Genomic DNA, 7,190 nt, shown 5'->3' with positions numbered 1-7,190 from the left:
CCCCCCCCCCCGCCCACCGCCCGCCAGGCCCCCCCACGAGCAGCATCGCCGCCCGCGCCGGCAGGCGGGGAGCCAGGCCACGCAAGGCCAGGGAACCGGAGTACGTGGTGGTCAGCGCCGCCGCGAAGACCGCCACCGCGACGAACAGATTGGCGTACGCGGCCAGCCCCGAGCCGGCGGCGAGCAGCGCGACCACGTCGGCCGAGCCGGTCCGCAGCCACAGGCCGGCGCCGGCGAGCACCCCGAGCAGCGCCGGCCCGATCAGCAGCCCCACGCACCAGGCAAGGTCCCGCCTCCGGGCGAGGCCCACGCTGAAGTCCGGTGCGCGCAGCGCGAACACGGCCGCGTACCCGATCAGCGCGGCGGCGTCGGCGAGCCCGCCGGCGGCGAGGCGGACCGGCGCACCGGGTGGTGGCAGGACCGTCAGGCACCAGCCGACCAGTACCACCGCGCTGAGCGTGGTGACCACCGCGACCCGGTTGCCGAGCCGGGCCGGCGCCCAGGAGACGGCGAGGACCGCAATCTCCAGCAGCGCCGGCCCGGCCCAGCCCGGCAGGTGGGTGAGCGCGGCCAGGGAGGTTCCGCCGAGCCCGACGTTGAACCCGTTCCAACCGACCATCGACACGGCCAGCACCGCCGCCAGCAGCAGCCGCGAGGTGTCCCTCAGGTACGCGGGCAGCACCGCGGTCAACGTCCCGCCGTCTCCGAGCGGCCGACGCAGCCCGATCCGACCCTGCCCCCAGAGCAGGGCCGCCATCAGCGTCCCGCCGACCAGCAGCCCGGCCACCGGCACCGCGCCGCCGTGTCGGGCGGCCATCGCCGCGCCGAGCACCAGGGTGGCGGGTGCGGTGCCGATGCCCAGCCAGGCGCCGACCGCCGCCGGCCACCGCCGTTCGGGACCGTCAGACAACGTGGCGCAGGTAGCCGGCGATCGCCGCGTCGAGCACCTCCGCGCCCGGACGCGCCCACACCTCGGCGGAGAAGACCTCCACCTCGATCGGGCCGACGTAGCCGGCCGCGTCCACGGCCTCACGCAGCCGACGCAGCTCGATGCAACCGTCGCCGGGCAGCGCCCGGCCGAGCAGCACCCCCTCCGGCAGCGGGGTCACCCAGTCGCAGACCTGGAACGCGGCGATCCGGTCGGCGGCCCGTGCGATCTGCGCGTACACCGTGTCGTCCCACCAGACGTGGTACGCGTCCACGACGACGCCGACCACCGCCGGGTCGAACCGCTCGGCGATGTCCAGCGCCTGGCCGAGGGTTGCGATCACGCACCGGTCGGCGGCGAACATCGGGTGCAGCGGCTCGATGGCCAGCCGTACCCCGGCGGCCTCGGCGTGCGGGGCCAGCTCGCCGATCGCGTCGGCGACCCGACGCCGGGCGCCGTCGATGTCCCGGCTGCCGGCCGGCAGCCCACCGGACACCAGCACCAGCTCCGGGGCCCCGAGAGCGGCGGCCTCCTCGATGGCCCGCAGGTTCTCCGCGCGCCAGTCGTTCGCGGAGAAGAACCCGCCCCGGCACAGCGACGTGACGGCGAGACCGGCGTCGCGGACCAGTTTCGCCGAGCGGGCCAACCCGTACTCGGCCACCGGCTCCCGCCACAGGCCGATGCCCGGTACGCCGGCCGTCACGCACCCGGCCACCACCTCGGGCAGCGGCCAGCGCTGGGCGGTGGCCTGGTTGAACGAGAAGCGCGCGAGGCTCACTGCTCCACCCCCGCCACGGCGAACAGCGCTCGGGCGCGGGCGGCGGCCAGGTCGGCGTCGGGCAGCAGCCCGGCCGCGTCGGCCAGGGTCAGCAGGGTGGCCAAATGAGCCGGAGACCGGCCGGACTGCGCGCCACCGACCATTGTGAAGTGGTCCTGGTGCCCGGCCAACCAGGCCAGGAACACGATCCCCGTCTTGTAGTGCCAGGTCGGCGCCGCGAACAGGTGCCGGGCCAGTGGCACGGTGGGCGCGAAGATCTCGTCGTACGCCGTCGGGTCTCCCCGGTCGAGGGCGGCCAGCGCGGCGGCGGCTGCCGGCGCGATGGCCGCGAACACGCCGAGCAGCGCGTCGGAGTGACCCACCTCGTCACCCCGGATCAGCTCCGGGTAGTGGAAGTCGTCACCGGTGTAGAGGCGTACCCCGGCCGGCAGACGGCGACGCAGCGCGATCTCCCGGTCGGCGTCCAGCAGCGACACCTTGATGCCGTCCACCCTGGACTGGTGCGCCTTGATCAGCTCGATGACCGTGTCGGCGGCCAGGTCCAGGTCGACCGCGCCCCAGTAGCCGGTCAACGCCGGGTCGAACATCGAGCCCAGCCAGTGCAGCACCACCGGTTCGTCGGCCGCGCTCAACAGTTCGTCGTACACCCGCAGGTAGTCCTCCGGGCCGCGGGCGGCGGCGGCCAGGTGCCGGCTGCACATCAGCACCGGCCGGGCCCCGGCGGCGCGGACGTGGTCGAGCTGCTCGGCGTACGCGGCGGTGACCGCCGCCAGGGTGGCCGGGCCGACCGGCAGCTGGTCGGTGCCGACCCCGGCGACGATCCGCCCGCCGACCGCGCGAGCCTCGGCGGCGCTCCGACGGATCAGCTCGCGGGTGGCCGGATAGTCCAGCCCCATCCCCCGCTGGGCGGTGTCCATCGCCTCGGCGACCCCCAGACCGTACGACCAGAGATGCCGCCGGAAGGCGAGGGTGGTGTCCCAGTCCACCACGGCCGGAGCACCCGGCACGTTCTCCGCGCCCGGGTCGGCGACCACGTGCGCGGCGGCGTACGCGATCCGGCTGGTCGCCGGCGCGTCCGGTCGGGCGAAGCCGCCGCCTCCGGAGAGCCGGTAGCGCCGTCCCCCAGGAAGCACCACCTCGGCGCTCATGAGCGCAGCTCCGGCACCTCGATGCGACCGCCCTCGCGGGCCGAGCGCAGCCCCAGTTCGGCGAGTTGCACCCCGCGCGCGCCGGCCAGGAAGTCCCACCGGAACGGCTCGCCGGCCACCACGTGCCGTAGGTACGCCTCCCACTGCACCTTGAAGCCGTTGTCGAACTCCTCGTTGTCGGGCACCTCGGCCCACTGGGCGCGGAAGTCCTCGGTAGCCGGCAGGTCCGGGTTCCACACCGGCTTCGGGGTGACCGCCCGGTGCTGCACCCGGCAGTTGCGCAGGCCAGCGATCGCGCTGCCCTCGGTGCCGTCGACCTGGAACTCCACCAGCTCGTCGCGGTACACCCGCACGGCCCAGGACGAGTTGATCTGCGCGATCACCCCGCCGTCGAGTTCGAAGGTGGCGTACGCGGCGTCGTCGGCCGTGGCCGCGTACTCGTGACCGGCCTCGTCGACCCGTTCGGGCACGTGGGTGGCGGTCACGCAGGAGACCGCCGTGACCCTGCCGAACAGCTCCTCCAGCACGTAGTGCCAGTGCGGGAACATGTCGACCACGATGCCGCCGCCGTCCTCGGCCCGGTAGTTCCACGACGGCCGCTGAGCGGGCTGCCAGTCGCCCTCGAAGACCCAGTAGCCGAACTCGCCACGCACCGAGAGGATCCGGCCGAAGAAACCGCCGTCGATGAGGCGCTTGAGCTTGCGCAGACCGGGCAGGAAGAGCTTGTCCTGCACGACACCGGTGCGTACGCCGGCCGCGTCCGCCGCCCGGGCCAGGTCGAGCGCGGCCGCGGTGTCCTCGGCCAGGGGTTTTTCCGTGTAGATGTGCTTGCCGGCCTCGATGGCCTGCCGGATCGCCTTCTCCCGTTGCTGGGTGACCTGCGCGTCGAAGTAGATCTCGACGTCGTCGCGGGCCAGCGCCGAGGTCAGGTCGGTGGTCCAGTCGGTCAGCCCGTGCCGCTCGGCGAGCTCCCGGAGCTTCGTCTCGTTGCGCCCGACCAGGACCGGTTCCGGCCAGATGGTGGTGCCGTCGGCCAACGCCACACCGCCGGATTCGCGGATGGCCAGCAGCGACCGGACGAGGTGCTGCCGGTAGCCCATCCGTCCGGTCACGCCGTTGACGATGATGCCGATCGACCTGCGGGTCATGGTGTTCCTTCCGTCGTGCTGGTCGTGCCGATCCGCGCTCAGTGGTTGGCGGCCGCGCTGCCGAGCAACCCACGCAGGTCGGTGGCGAGCCGGTCGAAGCGGGAATCCGACATCACCTGCGCGTAGTCGCGGTGCGCCGGCAGCTCGACCGGGAAGGTGCGGATGATCCGGCCGGGCCGGGGGCTCATCACCACGACCCGGGTGCCGAGGAATACCGCCTCGGCGATGGAGTGGGTGACCAGCACCACAGTGGTCCCGGTCTCCCGCCAGATCCGGTGCAGTTCGGCGTTCATCTGCTCGCGGGTCAGCGCGTCCAGGGCGCCGAACGGTTCGTCCATCAGCAGCACCGGCGGGGAGTGCAGCAGCGCGCGGCAGAGCGCCACCCGCTGCTGCATGCCGCCGGACAGCTCGTGTGGCAGCGCCTTCTCGAAGCCGGTCAGGCCGGTCATCTCGATCAGCTCGTCGGCGCGGCGGGCCGCCCGCGCCCGGTCCATGCCGCGCATCTCGGCCTGGAGCAGGATGTTGGCCCGGGCGCCGCGCCACTCCAGCAGCGCGGCCTTCTGGAAGACGAAGCCGATCTCCTTCTGCGGGCCGCGCACCGGGCGCTCCAGCAGGGACACCTCGCCGCTGGTCGGCTTGACCAACCCCGCGACGATCTTCAGCAGGGTGGACTTGCCACAGCCGGACGGGCCGACGATCGTGACGAACTCGCCCGGCTCGATGTCCAGCGACACGTCGTCCAACGCGGTGGTCTGGGACCGTCGGGTGGTGAACCGTACGGTCAGCCCGGACATCCCGATGGCGGTGCCGGTGGCTGCCGGCGCGGCGGTCACCGGGTCACCCCTGCGCCGCGTACGAGGAGTCCCAGTACGCGCTGGGCGCACCCGGGTCCTTCAACTCGGCGTAGCGGGACATCAGGTCGATGGTCTCGGTCCACTGGGCCTCGGTGTTCACCCCGGGCGGGCCGTCCGCGCCGATCAGCGGCATGTTGAGCGTGAGCTGCTTGGTGAGCACCTCGGGCGCCGGCTCGTTCTCGGCCAGAGCCGTCATCGCGCTCACCGCGCCGGCCGGGTCCCGGGCGGCGTCGGCCCAGGACTTCTGGGTGGCCTTGACGAACTTGCGGACCAGCTCCGGGTCCTTCTGCAGGGTCTGGGTGTTGGCGATCAGGCCGGTGCCGAGCAGGTTCATCCCGTAGTCGGCGAAGAGCAGCACGTCGACCTTCTTGCCGGTCTTGCTCTCGATGGTGGGCGCCTGGTCGTGGAAGAAGCCCATGATGGCGTCGACCTTGCCCTCGGCCAGGGCGGCGATCTTGCCGGCGGCGTCGACGTTGACCACCTTGACGTCGTCCTTCTTGAGGCCGTTCTTCTCCAGCCAGGCCGGGAAGGTCGCGTAGAGGGCGTCGCCGGGGGTGCCACCGACGGTCTTGCCCTTGAGGTCGGCCGGGGTCTTGATGTTCTCCTCGGTGAAGAACTCCACCGAGGAGGGCCCCTTCTCCAGGTACGCGCCGAGGCTGCGCACCGGCATCCCGCTGGCCACCGACTTCAGCAGCACCGGGCTGTCCGCCCAGCCGAAGTCGGTCTGCTTCTGGGCGACCTGCTTGACCGTGTTGCCCGAGCCGTTGCCGGGCAGGATCTTCAGGTCGATGCCCTCGGCGGAGTAGTAGCCCTTCTGCAGGCCGTAGTAGAAGGGCGCGTGCTCGCCGTAGGGCACCCAGTTGAGGGTGAGGGTGACCTGCTTGCTGCCGTCGGCGTTGGTGCTGCCGGCGGGGTCGTCCCCACCGCAGCCGGTCGCGGCGAGGAGCAGGGCGGCGGTGGCCAGGATGGTGGTGGCGGTGCGTTTCATCGGTGCCTCCGTGATGGGGTCGGTCAGGAGGTGGTGAGGGACACGCCGGCCCGGCGGCTGGCGTGCCACGGAATGAGCAGTGCCTCGGCGATCTCGACCAGGACGAACAGGACGATGCCGATGGCGGACATCAGGATCAGGTCGGCGAACAGCAGTGGGGCGTCGAGGTTGCCGTTGGCCAGCAACAGGACGTAGCCGAGCCCTTCGCTGGCGCCGACGAACTCGCCGACCACGGCACCGACCACGGCGAGGGTGACGGCCACCTTCAGGCCGGCCATCAGGTGCGGCAACGCGTTCGGAAAGCGGATCTTGCGGAAGGTGCGCCACGGCCCGGCGCCCATCGTGGCGGCGAGGTCGAGCAGCTCCGGGTCGGTGGAGCGCAGCCCGGCCACCCCGGAGATGACCACCGGGAAGAACGCGATGAGCACCGCCAGGATGATCTTCGGGGTGAGGCCGAGGCCGAACCAGACCACCAGCAGCGGCGCGATGGCGATCTTCGGGATGACCTGTGCGAACAGGACGATCGGGTAGAGCGCCTTGTCCAGGGTGCGGGAGTAGGCGATGGCGACCGCGGTGACCAGACCCAACGCGGCGGCCAGCACGAAGCCGAGCACCGTCTCGTAGAGGGTGACCAGGGTGTGCCGGGCCAACTCGGACCACTGGGTGGTCATCGTCTCCCAGACCTGGCCGGGGGTGGGCACCAGGTAGTTCGGGACGTACTCCCGGGCGGCCACGAACCACCAGGCGGCGAAGAAGACCGCCAGCACCAGCGCCGGGCGCCAGAGCGAGTCGGCGAAGGCCGCCGCCCGGCGACCGAGCGTCGGGCGTGGTGGACGGCCGACGCGGTCGGGTGGCGGTGCCACCACCCTGGACGGAGCCGGGCCGCCGAGGCCGTCCGGCGCACCAGCGCCGCCGGGCGTGGAAGCGGCTGCCCGCTCACCGCCCGCCTTGTCGGCGGCGGCCTGCCGGCCCGCCGTGTCCAAAGAGTTCTCGGTCACGCGGAACCTCCTCGGGGCCCGGCACGGCACTCGTGGACCGGGCCGGTCGGCGGATCAGGCAAACGCTTTCCTGGAGCGTAGGCGGCACCCTCACGCCGGGCAAGGCCTTTCCTCGATCTGTTTCCGCCGGATGCCTGGCAGCCCGACAGCTGTCCCGAAGGGACGGTCAGCCGGCCGCCGGGTAGGTGTCGAGGAGACCGCACATGCCCAGCCGACCGCGCTCGACCGGCTCAGCCACCGCGTACACCCCGGCGTCGCCCAGGTGCCCGGGATCCCCCCGCTCCAGGGCGTCGAGCTGCCCGGCGGTGTCGGCGGCGGCGCGGCCCGCGCCGGCCTCCCACCGCTGCC

At 72.8% G+C, this 7,190-nt stretch carries 7 protein-coding genes and 1 pseudogene; all 8 read right to left on the bottom strand.

The genetic code is table 11. The annotated features are described in order from the left end of the window. Window positions 1-910: SLC5/6 family protein (locus tag PSH25_RS18995; protein WP_238660361.1), on the bottom strand; the 910-nt coding region annotated here is incomplete at its 3' end. Next, window positions 903-1,706 (bottom strand): sugar phosphate isomerase/epimerase family protein, encoded by an 804-nt coding sequence (locus PSH25_RS18990; protein ID WP_238660360.1) that lies wholly within the window; start codon window positions 1,704-1,706, stop codon window positions 903-905. The genes PSH25_RS18995 and PSH25_RS18990, both read right to left, overlap by 8 nt. After that, window positions 1,703-2,854 (bottom strand): dihydrodipicolinate synthase family protein, encoded by a 1,152-nt coding sequence (locus tag PSH25_RS18985; protein ID WP_238660359.1) that lies wholly within the window; start codon window positions 2,852-2,854, stop codon window positions 1,703-1,705. The genes PSH25_RS18990 and PSH25_RS18985 overlap by 4 nt, the downstream gene beginning before the upstream one ends. Further along, entirely contained in the window at window positions 2,851-4,002 is a 1,152-nt protein-coding gene (locus tag PSH25_RS18980) for a Gfo/Idh/MocA family protein (protein ID WP_238660358.1), read from the bottom strand. The genes PSH25_RS18985 and PSH25_RS18980 overlap by 4 nt, the downstream gene beginning before the upstream one ends. A 38-nt stretch (window positions 4,003-4,040) precedes the next feature. Next, on the bottom strand, window positions 4,041-4,796 hold the full coding sequence (locus PSH25_RS18975; RefSeq protein WP_274527654.1) for an ABC transporter ATP-binding protein: 756 nt from the start codon (window positions 4,794-4,796) through the stop codon (window positions 4,041-4,043). A gap of 43 nt (window positions 4,797-4,839) precedes the next feature. Next, window positions 4,840-5,844, bottom strand: a complete 1,005-nt coding sequence (locus PSH25_RS18970; protein WP_238660356.1) for an ABC transporter substrate-binding protein — start codon at window positions 5,842-5,844, stop codon at window positions 4,840-4,842. A 23-nt stretch (window positions 5,845-5,867) separates the two neighbouring features. Then, on the bottom strand, window positions 5,868-6,842 hold the full coding sequence (locus PSH25_RS18965) for an ABC transporter permease (RefSeq protein ID WP_238660355.1): 975 nt from the start codon (window positions 6,840-6,842) through the stop codon (window positions 5,868-5,870). A gap of 166 nt (window positions 6,843-7,008) precedes the next feature. Continuing rightward, window positions 7,009-7,190: pseudogene (locus PSH25_RS18960) on the bottom strand (cupin); the annotation flags it as partial.

Origin of the sequence: Micromonospora foliorum, assembly GCF_022229015.1 — a bacterium.
GTDB classification, from domain to species: Bacteria; Actinomycetota; Actinomycetes; order Mycobacteriales; family Micromonosporaceae; genus Micromonospora; species Micromonospora foliorum.
The sequence above is the reverse complement of the archived record's forward strand: the minus strand, read 5'-3'. Positions and strand labels throughout refer to the sequence as shown.

What these genes read in the sequence shown, in the direction of transcription:
- PSH25_RS18985 (WP_238660359.1), bottom strand. Translation starts at nt 2,854, where the DNA reads ATGAGCGCCGAGGTGGTGCTTCCTGGGGGACGGCGCTACCGGCTCTCC.
- PSH25_RS18980 (WP_238660358.1), bottom strand. Translation starts at nt 4,002, where the DNA reads ATGACCCGCAGGTCGATCGGCATCATCGTCAACGGCGTGACCGGACGG.
- PSH25_RS18975 (WP_274527654.1), bottom strand. Translation starts at nt 4,796, where the DNA reads ATGTCCGGGCTGACCGTACGGTTCACCACCCGACGGTCCCAGACCACC.
- PSH25_RS18970 (WP_238660356.1), bottom strand. Translation starts at nt 5,844, where the DNA reads ATGAAACGCACCGCCACCACCATCCTGGCCACCGCCGCCCTGCTCCTC.